Below are 22,498 nucleotides of genomic sequence, written 5' to 3'. Positions count from 1 at the left end.
AATTATATTGATAAAGTGTGTTAGTAAAGAAACGACTAGATATTTTATCAACTTGACATATAAGTAAAAAGAGGTAAAATATAAGTAAAAAGAGGTAAAATATAAGTAAAAAGTTTTCCTTAATAATAATTAGTGTGAGTTAAGGGTTAATGTTGGAGGTGGCGGAATGGCAACAATTAAAGATATCGCTGAAGAAGCAGGTTTTTCTATATCAACGGTTTCTCGAGTTTTAAACAATGATCAAAGTCTTTCTGTTCCTGATGAGACGCGAGAAAGAATTTATGAGGTTGCAGAGAAGTTAAATTACCGGAAGAAAACAGTCCGGCTTTTAGTGAAAAATATTGCGTTTTTATACTGGCTAACTGATATTGAGGAATTAGAGGATGTTTATTTTAAATCGATGAGATTAGAAATAGAAAAGCTATCCAAAAAGTTTAATGTAGAACTAACGACGTATAAAATTACTGATGGGATTCATAATATCCCTGATAATATAGAAGGGTTCATTGCGGTTGGAATGTTTTCTAACAAAGAATTAGAGCATCTTAGAAGTATTACGCCGAATGGTGTTTTTATTGATACAACACCTGATCCGAATCATTATGATTCAGTTAGACCGGATTTAGCGCAAATCACAAGAAAAACTGTCGATTTTCTCATTGAAAAGGGCCATAGCGAGATTGGTTTTATTGGGGGGACGTATCATAATCCCAATACGGATGAGGATGAAATGGATATACGTGAACAGACATTTCGTTCCTATATGATTGAAAAAGGATTATTAAAGGATGAATACGTTTTTTCTAGAAGAGGATTCTCTGTTGAGAGTGGTTACTATCTAATGACGAATGCGGTTGAAAAATTAGGTGATCAATTACCTACTGCTTTCTATATAGCAGCAGACCCGATTGCTGTTGGCTGCCTTCAAGCCTTGAATGAAAAGGGAATCTCGATACCGAATCGGGTAAGTGTTATCAGTATTAACAACATTAGTGTGGCAAAATATGTATCGCCACCGCTATCCACCTTTCATATTGACATGAAGGAAATATGTAAAAATGCGATAGAACTCTTACTTGAACAAGTTCTAGATAAACGGAAAACTGTAAAAACATTATTCATAGGATCGGAATTAGTGGTCAGGAAGAGTACAAACTAATGATGAATGGTGCTTAGGAAACTAAGCATTTTTTTATTTGGTTTATTTTCGTAAAAATATTTACTTATTTTTAGTAAAAAATTGTTTACAGTTTTTCTAGGTGGTGCTATATTAATTTTAGTAAAACGTTTTCAAAATAAATTGAATTTATTTGAAGGGATGTATATCCATGAAAAAGTATAAAAAATATTTGGGCGTTATGAGTACACTGGCTTTAAGTTTTTCATTAGTTGCATGTGGACCACAAGAAAGTGGGAAAACAGGCGTAAGCACCGATGCAAATAAAGAATCAAAGAATAAAACATTACTAGTTTGGGAAGATCAACAGAAATCTGCTGGTATTAAAGATGCGATTGCACAGTTTGAAAAAGATCATAGTGTGAAAATCAAAATAGTTGAAAAACCGTATGCTAAACAAATTGAAGGTTTACGATTGGATGGTCCAGCTGGAACGGGTCCCGATGTGCTAACAATGCCTGGTGACCAAATAGGTACAGCTGTAACAGAAGGATTGATTAAAGATTTAAGCGTTGATGACGATGTTCAATCAACTTTTACAGACGTTGCCATGCAAGCTCAAAAAGTAAATGGTAAGGTTTACGGTCTGCCAAAAGCAGTAGAAACAACGATGCTCTATTATAATAAAGACCTAATTTCAGAAAAAGATCTGCCAAAAACGCTTGAAGAATGGTATGAGTACGATAAGAAAGTAACTAAAGGCGGAAATTATGGATTCTTAGCACTATTTGACCAAATTTATTATGCTCAAAGTGTAATGAGCGGTAATGGCGGATACATCTTCAATAAAGATGCTCAAGGTAATTTTGACCCAACTGATCTAGGCATCAACAATGAAGGTGCAGTTGAAGGGGCAAAAACAATCCAGAAGTTTTATAAAGAGAAATTATTCCCGGCCGGTATCATCGGCGCACAAGGTATTAACGTATTAGAATCATTATTTACTTCAGGAAAAGCGGCGGCAATTATTTCTGGTCCGTGGAATCTTGAACCATTTACAAAAGCTGGTATTAATTATGGTGTCGCTAAACTCCCAGCACTAGCTAATGGTAAAAATATGAGTGCGTTTGTTGGTGTAAAGAGCTATAACGTAAGTGCTTATTCTAAGAATGCTGAACTTGCTCAAGAACTAGTTGAATTCTTAGCAAACGAAGATAACTCGAAGACACGATATGAAATCACAAAAGAAGTTCCTGCTGTAAAGGCATTAGCTAATGACCCTGTTGTGACAGAGAGTGAGGCAGCTCAAGCTGTGGCTCAGCAATCTCAATTCTCAGAATTAACACCTAATATCCCTGAGATGAATGAAGTTTGGACACCTACTGATGCAGCCCTGCAAACAATTGCAACTGGTAAGGCAGAACCAAAAGCAGCATTAGATCAAGCAGCTAAAACCATCAAAGGACAAATTAAAGCAAAACACGGTAATTAATTAGGTATGTATGATGGTGTCAAACGCCTAATGATGTTTGACACCATTTGTTTTTAAAAGAAATGAAATTTCCAACTTCGTTTACAGTCTAGCTTCAGCACCTAGCCCCTCGGGTCATAAGCCAATCGCTTCGGAAGGCAAAAAGCGCCTTCTGTCAGCGCTTGTCTTATGCCTGCCGGGGATGAACAAGGCGCTTACGCTTTCTAAAAATAAAGAGGTGAAAAATGTGCAGCATCGTAAAACAGCCGTAGTACTATCTGTAATTCCAGGACTTGGTCAATTGTACAATAAGCAATGGGTAAAAGGTCTTTTGTTCCTCTTTCTGGGTGTATCGTTCATATCAGTGTTTAAAGATCTGTTAAATATGGGTTTTTGGGGGCTTATTACACTAGGTACAGAGGTACCTAGGGATAACTCCATTTTTCTATTAGCTGAAGGTATTATTGCTCTTATTGTTACATGTTTTGGACTAGCATTTTATTATGCTAATTTCCGGGACGCCTATAAAAATGGGGAATTACGTGATGAGAATTCGAGTCCAAGTTCTCTTAGGGAAGATTATCAAAACTTAATTGCTCAAGGTTATCCATATGTAATTAGTGGCCCGTCGTTATTTATTTTGATCTTTGCGGTCATTTTTCCAATCCTTTTCAGTTTCGCTTTAGCTTTTACAAATTATGATTTATACCATTCGCCACCAGCTCATTTAGCTGATTGGGTTGGATTAGACACTTTCAAGCAAATATTCACAGTGGATATTTGGCGCTCAACCTTTTTTGATGTTTTAGGCTGGACGGTAATCTGGACGCTTGTCGCTTCATCGGTTCAGGTTGGTTTAGGTGTCTTTCTAGCTGTTTTAGTAAATCAAAAAGACCTTAAATTTAAACGCTTTTATCGCACGGTTTTAGTATTACCATGGGCAGTTCCGGGGTTTGTCACCATTCTAATCTTTGCCGGTTTGTTTAACGATAGCTTTGGTGCGATCAATAATACCATATTAGCTGCGATTGGAATTGACCCGATTCCATGGATGACGGATGAAACATGGTCAAAATTAGCCCTTATTCTTATGCAGGGATGGCTTGGATTCCCTTATATTTTCATAGTAACAACAGGTGTCCTTCAGTCTATTCCTGAAGACCTTTACGAGGCTGCGACCATTGATGGGGCATCTGTTTTTGCAAAATTTAGACATATTACCATGCCAATGATTTTACTCGCAATGGCTCCGATTATCATTACGCAGTATACCTTTAACTTTAATAATTTTAATATTATTTATCTATTCAACGGCGGTGGGCCTGCTGTTCCTGGCTCAAATGCAGGAGGAACCGATATATTAGTATCTTGGATTTACAAATTAACGATGCAGTCCAGTCAATATTCTCTTGCCGCTGCGTTAACAATTCTTTTATCTATTTTTGTCATTGCAATTGCATTATGGCAATTCAGACGGACAAATTCGTTTAAGGAGGAGGCTTAAATCATGACTGGTATGAAGGGAAATAAATTCATTCGTCTCCTTACTTCGCATTCCATTTTAATTATAATGGCGGTTATTATCATATACCCTTTACTTTGGACTGTTGGGGCAAGCTTTAATCCGGGTAACAGTTTAGTTAGTAACTCGATCATTCCAAAAAATCCAACATTGGATCATTATAAAGAATTATTTGCAGGGAAAGAGAGTCTGCAATATGTACATTGGTATTTAAATTCGCTTAAGATCAGTATCTTTACGATGATTGGCTCGGTTATTAGTGTTTCCTTTACGGCCTATGCCTTTTCGCGTTTCCGTTTTAAAGGCAGAAAAAATGCGTTAACTTTGTTTTTGTTACTACAAATGATTCCACAGTTTTCGGCGTTAATTGCTCTGTTTGTATTAGCGCAAATGCTTCACATGATGAACAGCCATTGGTTATTAATTCTCCTTTATATTGGCGGAACCATTCCGATGAATACCTATCTGATGAAAGGGTATATGGATACTATCCCAATGGATTTGGATGAAAGTGCCAAGATTGATGGGGCAAGCAATACAAGGATTTTTTTACAAATTATCATGCCTTTGTCGAGACCAATGTTAGCAGTAGTCGCGATGAATGGATTTACCGGACCGCTTGGAGATTTCGTTATGTCATCCACCATTTTGAGAACACCTGAATCCTACACATTACCTATTGGTTTATATAATTTAGTTAATGAAGTAATGGGTGCAAGTTATACAACCTTTGCTGCAGGAGCGATTCTCATCAGTATCCCGATTGCTATCGCCTTCTTAATGCTGCAAAAACACTTTGTTTCAGGATTAACGGCTGGTGGTACAAAGGGTTGATATCAGGAACGACTGTAAAAATGTTAGAAGGAGATTATTATGTCAAAACATGAGAAAACATTTACGACTAAAGCAAACTTCATGCTGCACGGAGGAGACTATAATCCTGATCAATGGCTAGATCGGCCTGATATTTTAGCGGATGATATAAAGTTGATGAAGCTTTCCCATACCAATACTTTTTCAGTAGGAATCTTTGCCTGGAGTGCACTCGAGCCAGAAGAAGGGGTTTATCAGTTTGAATGGCTGGATGAAATTTTCAAAAATATCTCCAGCATTGGCGGTCGCGTGATTTTAGCTACACCTAGTGGGGCTCGTCCTGCCTGGATGTCTCAAAAATATCCGGAAGTATTGCGGGTAAATGGGGCGAGGGTGAAGCAACTGCATGGTGGAAGACATAATCACTGCTTTACTTCTGAAGTATACCGTGATAAAACACAGCAGATGAACCGTTTGCTGGCAGAAAGGTATGGCAATCATCCTGCATTATTAATGTGGCATATTTCAAATGAATATGGCGGTGAATGTCACTGTGATTTATGTCAGGATGCCTTTAGAAACTGGCTTAAAGAAAAATACAATCATGACCTTAAATCCTTAAATGATGCCTGGTGGGGTCCTTTCTGGAGCCACAGCTTCAGTGATTGGTCGCAAATTGAATCGCCTTCTCCAATCGGGGAAAGTATGGTTCACGGCTTAAATCTGGATTGGCGAAGATTTGTTACTGACCAAACCATTTCTTTCTTTGAAAATGAAATAGTGCCTATTAAGGAATTGACACCGAATATCCCGATTACAACCAATTTTATGGCGGATACTCATGAGTTAATTCCATTTCAATCACTTGATTATAGCAAGTTTGCCAAACATCTCGATGTGATCAGCTGGGATGCGTACCCTGCGTGGCACAATGATTGGGAAAGTACCGCTGATTTAGCGATGAAGGTTGGCTTTATTGATGACCTGTACCGCAGCTTAAAACAACAGCCTTATCTTTTGATGGAATCTACCCCAAGTGGAGTAAACTGGCATCAAGTGAATAAAGCAAAACGCCCGGGTATGCACTTGCTTTCATCGATGCAAATGGTTGCCCATGGATCTGATAGCATTTTGTACTTTCAATGGCGGAAATCCCGTGGATCGTCGGAAAAATTCCACGGTGCTGTAGTTGATCATGATAATAGTTCAGAAAACCGCGTATTCCAAGAGGTTGCAAGAGTTGGCCAAACATTAGAACAGCTGTCTGAAGTTGTAGGAACGAATCGTCCGTCTGATGTGGCCATTCTATATGATTGGGAGAGCAATTGGGCCATTAATGATGCGCAGGGATTTGGATTAGAGACGAAACGTTATCCGCAAACACTGCAGCAGCATTATCGCACCTTCTGGGAACAGGATATTCCTGTAGATGTTATCACGAAAGAACAGGACTTTTCAGCGTATAAATTATTGATTGTTCCAATGCTGTATCTAGTAAGTGAAGAAACGATTTCTCGGTTAAAGACATTTGTTGCAAATGGCGGCGTTCTAGTAATGACCTATATCAGTGGACTTGTAAATGAACATGATTTAACGTATTTGGGCGGCTGGCACAAGGATCTGCAAGAGATTTTTGGGATGAAGCCTGTTGAAACAGATACCTTATATCCAAATGATAAAAACTATGTGAAATTTCGTAATCAATCATACGAATTGAAAGACTATGCTACTGTCCTTGAACTAAATACGGCAACTGCAGAAGGTCACTACGAGGATGATTTTTATGCGAATACACCAGCGGTTACGAGCCACAAATTCGAAAATGGCCAAACCTATTATATTGGCGGCCGTTTGGAAGATCAATTCCACCGCGACTTCTATCAAGAATTAATCAATCAATTATCTCTTGAACCAGCTGCTTCTGTAAAACACGGGCAGGGCGTATCTGTTCAAGTCAGACAAGCCCCAGATAAAGATTTTATTTTTGTGATGAATTTTACGGAAGAGAAGCAACCTATTGCATTCGAATCATTAGTAACAGATTTGGTTACAGGTGAAGAGATCTCTGGTGAACTTACGCTAGATAAATATGAAGTAAGAATCGTAGCGAAAACCAAATAATGCCTTACGCAACGAACAGGGAGAGGGGAGAGAAAACCCTGCTCATGAAAGTGGTAGCGCAGTGCTAAAAGCTAGAAAACATCCATTTTAAAATGGGTGTCTTCTTTATATAATTTAGTGGAACCGCTTACTAGATTAGACATAAATACAAAATTCCACTATATCTTTCAAATATAATAGTAAGGGTGAGGAGAGAATGGGGAAAATACGAAAGCTTTTAGCAATACTACTGGCGATGATAGTGGTGTTTAGTTCCATTTTGGTCAATATTCATAGTGGATACGCCGCAACTGTAAGCGGTGCACCCGATGCGTGGGGCTATTTAGATAGCTTTAGTTTAAAATCACAAGGTACACAGCCGGTCCCAGCAGATATCTTTGTTAAAAAGGTTGAGGGACTTAATCCTAATTTTATCAAAGGTGTGGACGTCTCTAGTATTATTTCCTTAGAAAATAGCGGAGTCAAATTTTATAATACAGCCGGAGAAGTGCAGGATATTTTTAAAACTTTGCATGAAGCAGGAGTCAATTACATTCGGGTCCGTGTATGGAATAATCCATATGATTCAAACGGAAATGGCTATGGCGGCGGTGATAACGATTTAGCAAAAGCGATTGAAATTGGAAAAAGGACGACTGCTAACGGAATGAAGCTCTTAGTAGACTTCCATTATTCTGATTTTTGGGCAGATCCAGCTAAACAGCAGGCACCAAAGGCATGGGCAAACTTAAGTTTTGAAGATAAGAAGAAGGCTTTATATACCTATACAAAAGAAAGCCTGCAAGCCATGAAGGATTCCGGAATTGATATTGGTATGGTTCAGGTTGGGAATGAAACAAATGGAGGAGTTGCTGGAGAAAAGGATTGGACGAAGATTAGTGCTTTATTTAGTGAAGGAAGTAAAGCAGTTAGATCGGTAGATCCGAATATCTTAGTAGCCGTGCATTTTACTAACCCTGAATCAACAGGAAGATATACTTCCTATGCTGAAACTTTAAAGAAAAATAACGTAGACTATGACGTATTTGCCAGTTCTTATTATCCATTCTGGCATGGTACGTTAAGCAATTTGACAGCTGTTCTTAAGAATGTTGCCGATACTTATGGCAAAAAGGTGATGGTGGCTGAAACATCTTACGCGTATACGGCTGAAGATGGAGATGGACACGGAAATACAGCACCAAAAGATTCAGGTCAAACGTTAGATTACCCGATTACCGTTCAAGGTCAGGCTAATTCTGTCAGGGATGTGATCCAAGCGGTTGCTAATGTTGGTGAAGCAGGAATTGGTGTATTTTATTGGGAGTCAGCGTGGATTCCAGTTGGACCTCCACGAAATTTAGAGCAAAATAAACAGCTTTGGGAAAAATATGGTTCTGGTTGGGCATCTAGCTACGCTGCCGAATATGATCCTCATGATGCAGGTGCGTGGTATGGCGGAAGTGCCGTAGACAACCAAGCTTTGTTTGATTTTAATGGTAAACCATTACCTTCATTAAATGTATTTAAGTATGTCAATACTGGAGCCGTTGCCCCATTAAAAATCGACGGAATAAAAGATATTTCTTTAAGTGCTATTTCAGGGGAGAATATTTCATTACCAAAACCTTAGCCGTTACTTATAATGATGGCAGTAAAGGAACTGCTCCGGTTACATGGGATCAAACAGCCCTTAAACAAGCCATTAGCAGTGGTATGGGCACCTTTATAATAGAAGGAACTTTAGAAGGTGGCACGGTGGTAAAGGCCCATCTTGAAATAAAACCGGGAAATTTTGTAGTGAACCCAAGTTTTGAAAATAGTGATCGAACAATGTGGAAAATTATTTATGAAAATGGAACAGCACCACACACAGATTATCAGCAAAAGGCTTCAGATGCCAAATCAGGCAAGTATTCTTTGCACTTTTACTCGGCTGCTGGGGTCAATTTTAGAGCAGAACAGACGATAACTGGCTTGAAGCCAGGATATTATAATCTTTCCATGTTTCTACAAGGGGGAGACGCTGTAGACTCCATTATGTATCTCTATGCCAAAACTGGAGGTAAAGAATTAAAAGTTGATACCGGTGTAAATGGCTGGGGAAATTGGAGTAATCCTGAAATCAAAAATATTCTTGTTACTGACGGAACCCTAACGATTGGTGCAAAAATAAAAGCGGGTGGCGGTGCATGGGGAAGTTTAGATGATTTCTATTTATACCGTGTAAATAATTATGACACCAAGGCGCCTGACACTGCGACGGTCCTATCAGGGCAAGACCATAATGGTTGGTATAATCAGAGTGTAAATGTCTCTCTGAATGGTACGGATGATAAATCTGGTGTAGCAAAAACAGAATATAAAGTTAATGACGGTAATTGGCAAACCTATCAGGGGCCATTTGATGTAACTGCAGAAGGGAAAAATGTGGTTCAGTATAGAAGTACAGACCACGTAGGGAACATTGAGGAGGTAAAATCGGTTTCAATAAAAATTGATAAAACGGCTCCGGCATTGAATGTTTCGTTTAACTCGAGTGTTCTAATCGAACGTAACCATGCCCTCATTCCAATTAAAGCTACGGTTGATGGTGAAGACACCCTTTCAGGGATTAACAGGATTGAATTAGTATCGATCGAAAGTAATCAACCAGATAATGGAAAAGGTGATGGGAACACAGTCAATGATATCCAGGGAGCAGACTTTGGAACCTTTGATACTGAGTTTCTGGTAAGAGCAGAGCGAAGTGGAAGTGGTGACAGGGTTTATACTGTAACCTATGAGGCGTGGGATAATGCGGGGAACTCTTTGATCCAATCCAATCGGATAATTGTAAAGCATGATAATTCGAAAAAATAAGGCTTCTCTCGTTGAAAGAAAGGGAGCTGTGAAAGCGCATGAAAATCTCATGCGCTTTTCTTAATATTTTTAAGTAAACTTTTAGTAAAAATAGTTGAATATTTTTACTAACCGTTATAAAATTAAGTTGAAATTAATAATTTACTTACAAGAAACAGAATTTCTGGAGGAATTAAAATGAACGTTACCACACTTAATAAAGTATTTTTAGATATGTTTCATATTTTACCTAGAAAAGCCTTTTTTGCTCCTGGAAGGATTAATTTAATTGGCGAGCACACCGATTATAATGGCGGTCATGTGTTTCCATGTGCGATTACCTACGGTACCTACGCTGTAGCAAGGAAGCGGGAAGACCAAGTGATTCGTCTATACTCAACGAACTTCACTGAAAAAGGAATCATCGAATTTAACTTAAACGAACTAGATTATGAGAAAGAACACAATTGGGCCAACTATCCGAAAGGGATGATTCGTTACATGATCGAGGCGGGATATGAAATTCCAACGGGATTTGATTGTGCCATTGAAGGCAATATACCGAATGGCGCAGGACTTTCTTCGTCAGCCTCCATTGAACTTTTAACCGGAGTGCTAGTAAACGGCCTGTTTGAATTAGAAATTCCTAGGCTTGATCTCATCAAGCTTGGCAAGAAGGTAGAGAATGAATTTATTGGTGTGAACAGCGGCATCATGGACCAGTTTGCAATTGGCATGGGGAAGAAAGATGCTGGAATTTTACTAGATTGCCAGACTCTAAGCTATGAATACGCACCCATTCACCTTGATGATTACAAAATTTTAATCATGCATACGAACAAGCGCAGGGAATTAGCTGATTCGAAATACAATGAGCGAAGAGGAGAATGTGAAGAGGCGCTAGCGCAACTGCAACAAAAACTTCCGATTGAGGCTCTAGGTCAATTATCTGAAGCGGAGTTTGATGAAAATCAATACCTAATTACCAATGAAACGGTCCGCAAACGAGCAAAGCACGCTGTCTATGAAAACGTGCGAACAATTAAGGCTCTAGAAGAGCTGAAGGCAGGAAATTTAGAGGCATTTGGACAATTGATTAACCAATCACACGTATCCTTACGAGATGATTATGAAGTGACTGGAGTGGAACTTGACAGTTTAGTAGGGGCTGCATGGAAACAACCGGGAGTTCTAGGGGCGCGGATGACTGGTGCAGGGTTCGGCGGCTGTGCTATTGCAATTGTAGAAAATGACAAGGTTGAAAACTTTATTGCAAATGTTGGGTCAGCCTATCTCGAGAAAATTGGCTACAAGGCAGAATTTTATGCAGCGAGCATTGGTGACGGGGCAAAAGAAATTCAAATGGAGGCGGCGATCTAAATGAGTATCCTTGTATTAGGTGGAGCGGGCTATGTCGGTTCACACGCTGTTTATCAGTTGATTGATCAGGGGTTTCCGGTGGTTGTGATTGATAATTTGCAAACAGGCCATAGCGATGCAATTCATCCAAAGGCAAGCTTTTATGAAGGGGATATCCGCAGTCGTGAGTTTATGCGCTCTGTTTTTGAAAAAGAAGACATTGAAGCAATCTTGCATTTTGCCGCCAATTCCCTTGTTGGGGAATCCATGGTTGAACCGTTAAAATACTTTGATAACAACGTTTATGGGACACAAGTTGTCCTTGAAATGATGAAGGGATTTAGCGTCAAGCACATCGTTTTTTCTTCGACAGCAGCTGTTTATGGAGAGCAGAAAGTTGTACCGATTACAGAGGATGCGGCAACCATTCCAACGAATACCTATGGCGAAACCAAGCTCGCAATGGAAAAAATGATGGCTTGGTGCGAAAAAGCGTTTGATCTTCACTATGTTTCTCTTCGCTATTTTAACGTAGCTTCGGCAAGAAGCGACGGACAAATTGGCGAGGACCATAACCCAGAAACGCATCTCATCCCTGTTGTATTAGAAGCAGCATTAGGCAAAAGGCCTGCCGTTACGATATTTGGGGAAGATTATGATACAGCAGATGGTACTTGTGTTCGTGATTATATTCATGTAGAAGACTTAATTGATGCCCATATATTAGCCCTCCGTTATCTACAAAATGGCGGGGAGAGTAATCATTTCAATCTTGGCTCAAGTCAAGGATTCTCGGTAAAAGAAATTGTTGAGACAGCTAAAGAGGTTACAGGAATTGATATCCCGGTAAGAATCGGTGAACGAAGAGCTGGAGACCCAAGTACATTAATTGCTTCTTCGGAAAAAGCAAAAAAGATATTGGGATGGAATCCAACGAGAACATCGATTCATCAAATGATTAGCAATGCCTGGAACTGGCATCAGCACCACCCGAATGGATATCAGAAATAGAGGTGAATATGATGATTTATCAACTAATACAACAATTAATCAATCAAGCAATAGCCACTCAATTAATTGAGCGGGAAGATGAAATCTATGCGCGCAATCAAATATTGTCACTTCTCCGTCTAACGGAGTTTAAGGAAGTGGACGCAGCAGGGGAAAGTAACTTTGATATCCCTGATTTACTCGATTTAATTGTAGATTATGCCTGCAATCAAGGGATTATTGAAGAATTATTTGATGAAAAAGAGATTTTTTCAAGTAAAATTATGAACTGTTTCATCGCCCGGCCATCAGCTGTTAATCAGCTTTTTTATGGGAAATATAAACAGGATCCAAAAGCAGCAACACAATATTTTTATGAGTTAAGTAAAAATAGCAACTACATTCAAATGAAGCGAATTCGAAATAACATTGAATATAAAACCACTACAGAATATGGTGAACTTGATATTACCATTAATCTATCAAAACCAGAAAAGGATCCTAAAAGTATTGAACTCGAGCGGTCGGTGAAGCAAATGGACTATCCGAAATGCTTGCTTTGTGTGGAGAATGAGGGATATGCGGGAAGAATCGGGCACCCTGCCCGCTCCAATCACCGCATGATTCGTGTAAATCTATTAGAAAACACATGGTACTTGCAGTATTCACCATATGTCTATTACAACGAGCATTGTATCGTGTTAGCAGAAAAACATACCGATATGGTTATTAGTCCAACGACATTCTTACGGCTGTTAAGCTTTGTTGAGCAATTTCCACATTATTTTGTCGGCTCTAATGCGGACCTGCCGATTGTAGGGGGCTCGATTTTATCCCATGATCATTATCAAGGCGGGAATTATCAATTTGCGATGGCGAAGGCAGGGGATGACTGGGCATTTAAAATGGCTGGATATCCGGAAGTAGAGTGTGCGGTTGTTAAATGGCCTATGTCCGTTATTCGCCTGCGTTCCGATCAAATTAGTACGCTCGTTGAAGCCGGTTCACATATTTTAGACAAATGGAAAAAGTACAGTGATGAAGATTTAGGAATTGAGGCGAGGACTGGAGTAACTCCGCACAATACAATTACACCCATTGCACGCAAAAATGGGAATGTATTTGAACTGGATTTGGTACTGCGTAACAACCGAAAGAGTGATGAGCATCCGCTTGGCATTTTCCATCCTCACGCCGATGTACATCATATTAAGAAGGAAAATATTGGCCTAATTGAAGTGATGGGGCTGGCGGTTTTACCAGCACGGTTAAAGGGTGAACTAGGAGAAGTGGAAAATTATATCCTAGGTCAATCATCGGCGGTGGCAGAATATCATTTAGACTGGGCGGAAGCGTTAAAAGCACGCTATCAAGCTATTGCCAATGAAGCGAATGTGGATGGTCTGGTAAGAGAAGAAGTAGGAAAGAAGTTTTTAAGGTGCTTGGAGGATGCAGGTGTGTTTAAGCGAAATGAAGTGGGTGCAGCTGGGTTCCAGCGGTTTATCAGTACGTTATAAAAACATAATAGGCCCAGAACTTTGTTGATTGCCCGAGCTTTTTAAAAAGAACTAAATTAGATACCTTCTGAAAAATATGGAGTGATAAATCGATGAAAATAGTAGATAGAATATTTGGCAGTTACGAGGGTGAGTCTGTTACAGAGTATACCTTAGTCAATGATTACGGCATGATAGTCTCTTGCCTTAATTATGGTTGTGTGATTACTAAAATCATCGTCCCTGACCGTCATGGAAACTTTGAAAATGTAGTGCTTGGATTTGAAAACTTCGAAGATTACACAGAATGGTCCCCGTATTTTGGCGCAGTTGTGGGACGAGTAGCCGGAAGAATTAATGGTGCCAGCTTTGAGTTGGACGGAAAAGAATACCATCTTGCAGACAATGATTATCCCAATCATATACACGGGGGCAAGAAGGGCTTTAACTCTGTGATTTGGAAAACCGAAATAATAGAGGAAGAAAATGCAGTCGGTTTGAAGTTTTTTTATCATAGTCCAGACGGTGACGAAGGCTATCCTGGTTATCTAGACACCACTGTTACCTATATTCTAAACAATAAAAATGAACTCGATATTACTTTTGAAGGAAAAACGGATCAAAAAACGGTTGTCAACTTAACGAATCACTCGTATTTTAACTTGAGTGGAAATGTAAAAAGAGATTGTTCTGAACATATTCTCCAATTAGAAAGTGATCAGTTTTTAGAACTGGGCGAAGGTTTTATCCCTACTGGTAAAATGATTGATACCAAAAATACCCCATTTGATTTTAAGCATGGCAGAAGGTTACGCTCTGGGATGGTTTCGTCTCATCCACAAAATGTGCTTGTTGGTAATGGTTACGACCACCCACTTGTTTTTACCAAAAAGGGTGAAAATACAATCATGCTTAGTGATGAGGAAAGCGGCCGTTCGCTGCTTGTTTCGACCGACCAGCCATGCGTCGTCCTTTATACTGGGAATCAATTAGAAGGACCTTATTCCATAGCAGGTGTCAGGTCAAGAAATTATTTGGGTGTCTGTCTGGAAACGCAAGGATTTCCTGATGCTATCCATCATCCGGCGTTCCCCTCTGTCATTTTAAACCCGGAGGAAGTATACTATTCCAAAACAGTGTTTCGATTTTTTGCTAATACATTAGGAGATTGATTTATGGCTACCATCAAAGATATTGCACAAATTGCAGGTGTATCGATCGCCACTGTATCCCGTGTTTTGAATTATGATACAACACTTTCTGTCAGTGATGAAACCAAGAAAAGAATTTTCGAAGTGGCAGAAGAACTATCGTATAAAAAGAAATCAGCTCGCAAGCAGGAGTCGGGAAAAATTGCCCTCTTGCAATGGTATACCGAGAAAGAAGAACTGGAAGATTTGTATTACATGTCGATCCGGCTTGGGGTTGAAAACCAATGCCGACAGCAAGGGATTCAAGTGGCCAAATATTTTCAAGACAACTATGAGGATTTGAGGGAAGACGATATTCAAGGGCTGATTGCGATTGGGAAATTTAGCAAGAAGCAAGTGAATGAGCTGCTTAAGATAACCAAAAATATTGTCTTTGTTGACACCTCACCAGACGAAGATCGGTTTGATTCGATCGTCATTGACTTTGAAAGGGCAACAATAAAGGTACTTGATCATTTTATGAAGAAGGGTCATGAGAAAATCGGCTATATCGGCGGAAGAGAAGTTTTTAAAGATAAAACTTCCATCATAGAAGACCCAAGGGAATCGGCGTTCAAGCGCTATTTAACAGGTAAAGGGATGCCCTATGAAGCTTTTATGTATGTAGGAACCTTCTCAGCCGATGATGGTCATGCAATGATGAAAAAGGCGATTGATGAACATGGGGACAACCTGCCAACCGCCTTTTTTGCAGGTAATGATTCGATTGCAGTTGGGGCATTGCGGGCTTTACTGGAGGCAGGAATTTCTGTTCCAGAACGGGTTAACATCATCGGTGTGAATGACATCAGTATCTCCAAATATGTCTATCCAGCGTTAAGCACGGTTAAGGTGTATACCGAAATCATGGGAGAAACCGCCGTTGACACCCTTTTGGAGAGAATCGCAGGCAGAAAAACAGCAAAAAAGATATTCATTGCAACCGATCTTATCATTAGGAATAGCAGTTTTTAAAAAGCAAACTCACCAAAAAATTTGGTGAGTTTCTTCTGTACTATTTGCTGGAATCTATTTATTTAATGACTGGGCAGCCATCCATTCCATGATTGTTGTTGTTTTGCCATTAATAGATGCTGCAGGTTCATTGTTGTATACATAAATCCATGACCAGTGTCCAGCGTATTGATATGGTGTACCATCTGCATTGTTATATAAGCCTGAAGTATCATGTACGTCATCAAATAACGATAATTGTACATTCTTTGCTCCAGCTTGGATTAATCGGTCATAGGTTGGTACTGTGTTGATTGCAGGAGGCAATGTCGTATCATTTTTAGCTGCAACAAACCAGATTGGAGTTTCTTTAATTTTTTGGATGTCAGCATCGGTTATCAATGTATCATTTAACCCTTCACATACCGGATAAGCGGCTGCAAAGTATCCTGGATAATCACGAACCATTAACATTGTCATATATCCGCCATTTGAAGCTCCGCCAATGTAGATTCTATTTGGATCAATATCAGGATTTTTTGAAACATAATCTTTAATTAGTGCCATAAGAGCTTCTTCATAGATAGAAGTTCCATCTGCTCCACCCGTTATAGAACCATGCATCCATCTAGTAGGTGCCTGAGGTGCTAAAACATAAGCTCCACCAAAGTAAGATTGAATTTTATCAGTAGAAAGACTTACAGCTTTATTTGCAGAAAGTGGAATGGTTGCATCTGTTCCCCCTTCACCGCCGCCGTGGAGCCAGATAATTAGTGGATTCTTTCCTTTGTCTTTTGCTGGTGCATAATCTGCGTAAGTTAATGTAGTATTATCAAACGTTGCTTTCCCGGTAGTGAAGTCATCGACAAGTTCTCTTTTTTCCCCTGCAAATGTGTCAACCACTAACCCTGAGATGGTTCCAGCGCTAGTCACAATGTCTTTTTGTTGAGTGATCGTATATTTGCTATCAATCCAATCATTAAATCGGGTTCCAGCAAAATCATAGTTGAGCGGGGAACCTAAAGATACAGTTGGTCCAATCTTCATTTCTAATACCACGTATTTTCCTGTTGCAACTGCAGGGTTTCCGTCTTTATCCGAAACATATGCTTTTGTAACGGTGCGGTCACCTTCTTCTAGAAATGGTGTCTTTAACCTGCTGTCACTTCTAACAACATGAACATTGAACGTATCTGTTGTTACGGAGTCTTTTGGAATCGGTCTGACTACATCGACGATTACTTTTGTAATGGCCGCTCCCCAATCTTCAATCTCTGTAACCGTACGGTAAGAGGTTTGCTGCGTCTTAACTTCCTTGGCAAGTGCCCCTAAGCTGAAAGGAAATGCCATCATAATGGCCATCAGTAAGAACATAATTCTTTTTATCATTTATTTTGCCTCCTCATTTTTCCTTTTAAGTCTATCTATCTTTCTATTGATTGTACTTTGATAGCCTATCTAATTGAACTTCAGGACCATTGTTATTAACCGTTTCAACAACTAGGTCTTTATCTACTTTAAAGGTTAAGGTGCCTCTGAAATCCTTTGAAGACGAACCTACATGGAATTGATAGGAACCCTTTTCTAAAATCCATGAAGAAGTATCTTCATCAAAGGAAGCAATATCTTTTGGACTTATAAAGAAATTAACTGTTTCTTTCTGCCCAGGCTTTAACTCTCTAGTTTTTGCGAAGGACTTAAGTTCAATGGCTGGTTTTTCTAATTTTCCATCTGGAGCACTTACATATAGTTGTGTTGCTTCTTTTCCAGCAAAGGAGCCGGAGTTTGCCACTTTAAACGAGACTTTGATTTTATTAGATAAGTTGTCTTTATTTAATTTAAAATCGCTATAATCAAAAGTCGTATAAGATAGTCCATAGCCAAACTCATAGGCAGTTGGTACATTAAATGTCGAGTAGTAGCGGTAGCCTACATAAATATCTTCGTTATATTTCACTAGATTTGGATTGCCATCAGAGCTTGGGAAGTTAGCATAACTTGGCGCATCCTCTAAATGAACTGGGAATGTTGCCGGGAGTTTACCAGAAGGATTTGCTTTGCCGGAAAGAACATCTGTAAGGGCGTTCCCTGCTTCCATTCCTGGCTGCCAAGATAATAAAATCGAATCGGCATAGTTCTTCCAGTCTGCCGTGTTAAATGGTGCCCCAACATTTAAGACCACTACAACCTTTTTATTAACAGCATGATACGCAGCAGAAACCTTTTTAAGTAGTTCTAACTCTTTTGCAGTTGGTTCAAAGGTAGTAGCATTTCCATCTGCACCTTCCCCAGATCCTCTTGCAATCATTACCACGCCTATATCGGAATTGTTTGCCATATATTCAGCATCTTCGAAAGTCAGATTTTCATTGATTTCTGTACCGCTTGCGTTAGTATAAACCGGAGTATACCCTCCATTTTTAAGTCCTTCTGGAAGCTGGACAGTATGTGTTGGAGTAACATAGGCACTTCCTGTTCCCATTAAGAACATTTTCGTAGCGGCGTTATCCGTCGTACACGCAGAAGAAGGGGTGCCAAATCCACAGCTAGGCATTGTATAGGAGTTGCCGACTATACCGACCTTCTTGACCTTATTATTAAACGGAAGCGCTTTATTTTCATTTTTTAATAAAACCATACCTTCCGGTGCAGCGGCCCGTGTAAGTTCTGTATTAGCAGCTGCAAGCTCTACACTTACACTTTGTTTCGTATTATCAACGGCACTTAATTTATTGAATGTAGGGGACTTAACGACTAAAGTAAGGATATTCTCGATGGCCGTATCGAGTTTCTCCTCTGGAAGCGATCCTTCTAAAATAGCCGCTTTTACAGCTGCCTTACCAGCGGCATTTAAACTTGGCATGGACAAGTCGTTTCCACCGCTTAACATAGCAATTCCATTATTTTTTGAGCCGCCCCAGTCTGTCATGACCATTCCGTTAAAGCCCCAGTCACTTCTTAAAACATCATTTAACAGCCAAGAGTTATGAGCAGAGAAAGGTCCATTAATAGAATTATAGGAACTCATCACTGTCCATGGGTGCGCTTCTTTAACAACCCGCTCGAATCCGGCTAAATAAATTTCTCTTAAGGCACGTTCAGAAATGATTTCGTTTACGGACTGTCTGTTTGTTTCCTGATTATTTGCTGCATAGTGCTTCATACTTACACCAACACCCTGGTCTTGCACGCCTTTAGTAAACTCAGCTGCCATTTCACCGCTTAAGTATGGATCTTCCGAATAATATTCGAAGTTTCTTCCACCTCTTGGATCTCTGTGAATATTCAATGCCGGTCCTAATATAACATCTACACCATAATCAAGGGTTTCTTTTCCCATCGCACTAGAAACCTGGTACATTAAATCCTTATTAAAACTAGCAGATAATGCCGAGGGAATTGGGAAACCAGTTGTCGACTTATTTGCTGTTGATCCAAATCGAAGTCCGGCTGGACCATCGGCAAAAGTAAGCTTTGGAATACCAAGCCGCGGAATAGGAAAGGTTCCGCCAGCAGCCCCTGTTACTGCGGCTCCAGATCCTCCAATCAAATCTACCTTTTCGTCCAGCGTCATGGCCTGAATAACTGCTGGAATGGAAGCTTGGTCCACTAACATCGGTGTTTGCTCCTGAACAGCACCAGTTTGTACACTATTATTGTCTGTAGCAACAGCCGCTGCATTAACTTGCGATGGTGGCTGTTCTTCTGCTAGTACTGCTGAATAACCTGATGACAATAGCATTAGACTAAACATGGATGAACTTAGAACTTTGTAATAACCCTTCACACCTAACAACCCCTTTTTCGGATGAAAACCCTTACATCCAAGAGGTTAACATGTGAAGTGTAATCCGATAAGTTACAAGAGGTAGCATTAAATTGTGATTTACTAGATTAATTTGTTGTAGACTGAAAATTCAATAAATTATTAAATATTCAAGAGGAATTATACATATTTCTTAGACATTATCCGACAGGACTTAAGATATAGGTTAATTAAAACTGTAAAGGAAATCCGTTTAAACTCTTTTATCGATTCTTAATGTCTTTTAACTAAAACAAAATAGTGAAGATATTCGCAATATAATCCAGAAGATTGTTAATAGTCTGAAACTTCACTTAAGTTAAACTAACAATGAAAGCGTTTAAATTAACAATTGTAAAAAGTTCAGACTAATTTGATGGGGGAATTAGAATTATGTTAAAAAGACTAAAGAAGAAGAAAAAGTCAAAATTACTAGCCATTACTCTTACATCTTCATTACTTCTCTCAGGACTCACCTTTGACATTGCATCCGCTCAGAGTCAAGATCCATCAACCGTACAACAAAACCAAACTACTACAGTACAGAAAACAGCACCTTACTTAACAGACGCAGCATCTATTAATAGTGTTATTCAAGCGATGACCTTAGAGGAAAAAGCTAAAATTGTTGTCGGGGTAGGAATGCCTGGTTTTGGAGGGACACCTCCATTTGAGTTAACTGGAGCGGTAGGCGGTACTTTTGGAATACCTCGGTTAGGGATCCCTGAACTGCGTTTTGCCGACGGCCCGGCAGGACTACGGATTCGTCCAACAAGGCCTGGACAAACTCAAACATATTATGCAACTGCTTTCCCGATTGCGACGGCGCTGGCATCCACTTGGGATCCTGCAACAGCAGAAGCAGTAGGTAAAGCTCAGGGAAATGAAGTGAAAGAATATGGAGTTGACCTTTTATTAGCACCGGCACTCAATATCCACCGTAATCCATTGAATGGACGAAACTTCGAATACTATTCAGAGGATCCTTTAATTGCAGGAAAAATAACTGCGGCAATGGTTAATGGGGTACAATCGAACGGTGTTGGCGCAACAATCAAGCACTTTGCTGCTAATAACCAGGAAACAAACCGGAATAGCATTGATACCGTTGTTTCTGAACGAGCATTAAGGGAAATTTATCTAAAAGGCTTTGAAATTGCTGTTAAGGAATCCCATCCATGGTCCGTTATGAGTTCCTATAACAAACTTAATGGAACATACACTTCCCAAAATGCTGACTTGTTAACAACTGTTTTGCGTAAGGACTGGGGGTACACAGGGTTTGTCATGACAGACTGGTTTGGCGGGGATAATCCAGTAGAACAAATGAAGGCTGGCAATGACATGATTATGCCGGGTGCGTCGTCCCAATCCAATTTAATTAAAGCAGCTGTTGAAGGTGGTAATTTGGACGAAAAAGTACTTGACCGAAATATTAAGAACATTCTCCAGATCGTCATCCAAACACCTGAGTTTAAAAAGTACCAAAACTCAGACAAGCCTGATTTAGCTGCTCATGCACAAACAGCCCGCAAAGCAGCTGCGGAAGGGATGGTTCTTTTAAAGAACAACAAAATGCCGTTGCCAATCAGCAAAGATCAAAAGGTCACTTTATTTGGCAATACACAAATCGAAACGGTTAAAGGTGGAACAGGAAGCGGTGATGTTAATGCTGCTTACACTACCTCGATTGCAGATGGCTTAAAGAGTGCTGGATACCAATTAAATCAAACCGAATTCCAGGAATATAAGACATATATTGATGGATTGCGCTCGCAGGAGGACTATAAAATTACACCAAGTCCATGGGGTGAGGATTTTGGCAAGTTAATCCCTGCCATTCCTGAAAAGCCTCTAGCAGATAACGAAATTGCCGCTGCTTCCAAAGAATCGGATATCGGCATCATCGTTATTGGCCGAAATTCAGGAGAAGGTGCGGACCGTAAAGTGGTAAAAGGAGATTACCTATTAAGCGATGCAGAACAAGACATGATTGCGAAAGTATCAGCAGAATACCATAAGCAGGGTAAAAAAGTAGCTGTTATTTTGAATATTGGCGGACCTATCGAGGTAGCAAGCTGGCGAGATAAGGTTGACTCTATTCTATTAGCATGGCAGCCAGGCCAAGAAGCAGGTTATGCTGTAGCTGATGTTATTTCCGGTAAAGTCAATCCGTCCGGAAAACTGCCAACTACCTTCCCTGTAAAATACAGCGATGTTGCATCGGCAAATAGCTTCCCTGGTACACCTGTGCAGAATCCAACACAAGTGGTCTATAACGAGGACATTTATGTCGGCTATCGCTACAATACCACGTTCAATGTGAAGCCAGCTTATGAATTTGGTTATGGATTGTCCTATACAAGCTTCAACCTTAGCCATGTAAATATCAGCGAAGGCAAGAAATTTAAGGACAAGCTTAAGGTATCTACTATGGTGGAAAATACGGGCAAGCTCCCTGGAAGAGAGGTCGTCCAAGTTTATGTTTCCGCCCCAGATGGAAAGCTTGAGAAACCTGCTGTTGAACTAAAGGCCTTTGGTAAAACAAAAGAACTTAAGCCGCATCAACGTGAGCTGCTTCAATTCGATTTAAATGCCAAAGACCTTGCCTCCTTCGATGAAGAGAAAAATGCATGGGTTCTTGAAAAAGGCACATATACAGTAAAAGTTGGGGCATCCTCAGAAGACATTAAAGGAACAGCAACGTTTACGGTAGACCACGATATGGTTGTTGAAAAGGTTAACGAGGCATTGGCACCTATAGTTGATTTTGAACCGCTTACCAAATAAATCCTAAAAAAGACATTGGTGAACAGCCCTCATTGAAAGTGAATGAAGGC

At 39.8% G+C, this 22,498-nt stretch carries 14 protein-coding genes and 2 pseudogenes; 14 read left to right on the top strand and 2 right to left on the bottom strand.

Annotated elements, in window-relative coordinates:
* Nucleotides 1-166 precede the first annotated feature (166 nt).
* From J7E77_RS10900 to J7E77_RS10840, 13 genes and pseudogenes are all read left to right on the top strand, one after another.
* Nucleotides 167-1,159, top strand: coding sequence for a galactan degradation operon transcriptional regulator GanR (locus J7E77_RS10900; RefSeq protein ID WP_214714202.1), 993 nt, complete (start codon nt 167-169; stop codon nt 1,157-1,159).
* 169 nt (nt 1,160-1,328) lie between these two features.
* Nucleotides 1,329-2,609 carry an arabinogalactan oligomer ABC transporter substrate-binding protein GanS gene (gene ganS / locus J7E77_RS10895; RefSeq protein WP_214714199.1) on the top strand — a complete coding sequence of 427 codons (1,281 nt, stop codon included), beginning with the start codon at nt 1,329-1,331 and terminating at the stop codon, nt 2,607-2,609.
* A gap of 226 nt (nt 2,610-2,835) precedes the next feature.
* Nucleotides 2,836-4,092, top strand: coding sequence for a galactooligosaccharide ABC transporter permease GanP (gene ganP / locus J7E77_RS10890; RefSeq protein WP_214714197.1), 1,257 nt, complete (start codon nt 2,836-2,838; stop codon nt 4,090-4,092).
* Nucleotides 4,093-4,104: 12 nt separating this feature from the next.
* Entirely contained in the window at nt 4,105-4,944 is an 840-nt protein-coding gene (gene ganQ, locus J7E77_RS10885) for a galactooligosaccharide ABC transporter permease GanQ (protein WP_251026978.1), read from the top strand.
* A 36-nt stretch (nt 4,945-4,980) separates the two neighbouring features.
* On the top strand, nt 4,981-7,044 hold the full coding sequence (locus J7E77_RS10880; RefSeq protein WP_214714297.1) for a beta-galactosidase GanA: 2,064 nt from the start codon (nt 4,981-4,983) through the stop codon (nt 7,042-7,044).
* Between the two features lie 205 nt (nt 7,045-7,249).
* Nucleotides 7,250-8,575, top strand: a pseudogene (locus J7E77_RS31435) (arabinogalactan endo-1,4-beta-galactosidase); the annotation flags it as partial.
* 5 nt (nt 8,576-8,580) lie between these two features.
* Nucleotides 8,581-8,718: pseudogene (locus J7E77_RS31730) on the top strand (hypothetical protein); the annotation flags it as partial.
* 63 nt (nt 8,719-8,781) lie between these two features.
* Entirely contained in the window at nt 8,782-9,885 is a 1,104-nt protein-coding gene (locus J7E77_RS31425) for an OmpL47-type beta-barrel domain-containing protein (protein ID WP_214714195.1), read from the top strand.
* A 177-nt stretch (nt 9,886-10,062) separates the two neighbouring features.
* Nucleotides 10,063-11,244, top strand: a complete 1,182-nt coding sequence (locus tag J7E77_RS10860; RefSeq protein ID WP_214714193.1) for a galactokinase — start codon at nt 10,063-10,065, stop codon at nt 11,242-11,244.
* Entirely contained in the window at nt 11,245-12,234 is a 990-nt protein-coding gene (galE, locus tag J7E77_RS10855; protein WP_214714191.1) for a UDP-glucose 4-epimerase GalE, read from the top strand. It begins immediately after the preceding gene.
* 11 nt (nt 12,235-12,245) lie between these two features.
* Nucleotides 12,246-13,730 (top strand): UDP-glucose--hexose-1-phosphate uridylyltransferase, encoded by a 1,485-nt coding sequence (galT, locus tag J7E77_RS10850; protein WP_214714189.1) that lies wholly within the window; start codon nt 12,246-12,248, stop codon nt 13,728-13,730.
* A 92-nt stretch (nt 13,731-13,822) separates the two neighbouring features.
* Complete coding sequence (locus J7E77_RS10845; RefSeq protein WP_214714187.1) at nt 13,823-14,881, top strand: aldose epimerase family protein; 1,059 nt, start codon at nt 13,823-13,825, stop codon at nt 14,879-14,881.
* Nucleotides 14,882-14,884: 3 nt separating this feature from the next.
* A complete protein-coding gene (locus tag J7E77_RS10840) occupies nt 14,885-15,874 on the top strand; it encodes a LacI family DNA-binding transcriptional regulator (protein ID WP_214714185.1) in 990 nt (329 codons plus the stop codon).
* Between the two features lie 54 nt (nt 15,875-15,928).
* On the opposite strand, the gene J7E77_RS10835 is transcribed toward J7E77_RS10840, so the two are convergent.
* A complete protein-coding gene (locus J7E77_RS10835; RefSeq protein WP_214714183.1) occupies nt 15,929-17,242 on the bottom strand; it encodes a prolyl oligopeptidase family serine peptidase in 1,314 nt (437 codons plus the stop codon).
* Nucleotides 17,243-17,285: 43 nt separating this feature from the next.
* Nucleotides 17,286-19,640 carry a glycoside hydrolase family 3 C-terminal domain-containing protein gene (locus J7E77_RS10830; RefSeq protein ID WP_214714181.1) on the bottom strand — a complete coding sequence of 785 codons (2,355 nt, stop codon included), beginning with the start codon at nt 19,638-19,640 and terminating at the stop codon, nt 17,286-17,288.
* Between the two features lie 411 nt (nt 19,641-20,051).
* Between J7E77_RS10830 and J7E77_RS10825 the strand changes: the two genes are divergently transcribed.
* Complete coding sequence (locus tag J7E77_RS10825; RefSeq protein ID WP_251026971.1) at nt 20,052-22,448, top strand: beta-glucosidase; 2,397 nt, start codon at nt 20,052-20,054, stop codon at nt 22,446-22,448.
* Nucleotides 22,449-22,498: the final 50 nt, after the last annotated feature.

Source organism: Bacillus sp. ISL-77 (assembly GCF_018613105.1).
The sequence above is the reverse complement of the archived record's forward strand: the minus strand, read 5'-3'. Positions and strand labels throughout refer to the sequence as shown.

What these genes read in the sequence shown, in the direction of transcription:
- J7E77_RS10825 (WP_251026971.1), top strand. Translation starts at nt 20,052, where the DNA reads ATGTTAAAAAGACTAAAGAAGAAGAAAAAGTCAAAATTACTAGCCATT.
- galT (WP_214714189.1), top strand. Translation starts at nt 12,246, where the DNA reads ATGATTTATCAACTAATACAACAATTAATCAATCAAGCAATAGCCACT.
- J7E77_RS10840 (WP_214714185.1), top strand. Translation starts at nt 14,885, where the DNA reads ATGGCTACCATCAAAGATATTGCACAAATTGCAGGTGTATCGATCGCC.
- J7E77_RS10835 (WP_214714183.1), bottom strand. Translation starts at nt 17,242, where the DNA reads ATGATAAAAAGAATTATGTTCTTACTGATGGCCATTATGATGGCATTT.
- ganS (WP_214714199.1), top strand. Translation starts at nt 1,329, where the DNA reads ATGAAAAAGTATAAAAAATATTTGGGCGTTATGAGTACACTGGCTTTA.
- J7E77_RS10860 (WP_214714193.1), top strand. Translation starts at nt 10,063, where the DNA reads ATGAACGTTACCACACTTAATAAAGTATTTTTAGATATGTTTCATATT.
- galE (WP_214714191.1), top strand. Translation starts at nt 11,245, where the DNA reads ATGAGTATCCTTGTATTAGGTGGAGCGGGCTATGTCGGTTCACACGCT.
- J7E77_RS10845 (WP_214714187.1), top strand. Translation starts at nt 13,823, where the DNA reads ATGAAAATAGTAGATAGAATATTTGGCAGTTACGAGGGTGAGTCTGTT.
- J7E77_RS10900 (WP_214714202.1), top strand. Translation starts at nt 167, where the DNA reads ATGGCAACAATTAAAGATATCGCTGAAGAAGCAGGTTTTTCTATATCA.
- ganQ (WP_251026978.1), top strand. Translation starts at nt 4,105, where the DNA reads ATGAAGGGAAATAAATTCATTCGTCTCCTTACTTCGCATTCCATTTTA.